The sequence below is a fragment of the Barnesiella sp. ET7 genome, assembly GCF_024733785.1.
Taxonomy (GTDB): Bacteria; Bacteroidota; Bacteroidia; order Bacteroidales; family Barnesiellaceae; genus Barnesiella; species Barnesiella merdigallinarum.
Window position 1 is genome coordinate 1 of sequence record NZ_JANRHM010000094.1, and the last position, 301, is coordinate 301.

1 protein-coding gene is annotated in these 301 nt (G+C 53.2%); it reads right to left on the reverse strand.

The genetic code is table 11. From position 1 onward, the window contains the following. The coding region (locus NW211_RS14070; protein ID WP_258328299.1) for a DUF3945 domain-containing protein at positions 1 to 301 on the reverse strand (301 nt) is incomplete at both ends.

Consider the following 301-nt stretch of genomic DNA (forward strand, 5'->3'; position numbering starts at 1 on the left):
CTTGGTAAGCTCCACACCACCGAGAGCGGTACGGTTGAAGATACGGTCGTCCTCGAAGATGAAGTCGATACCTCTACGCTCGGCACTTACCTGAATGTGGGCGTTGAACTCGTTGCCCGACTTGGCGGTCATACCCTCGATATAGACCTTCTTGCCCTCACGCAGGTCGTTCTTCTCCTGGTCGGTGAGTTGAACACCCTTAATCTCGTTAGGGATATAGACATTCTCGGCACGCATGGCCACCACCTCGTTGGTCATCTTGTCAAGGCTGATGAACGATGGGATATACTCTCCGTTACGG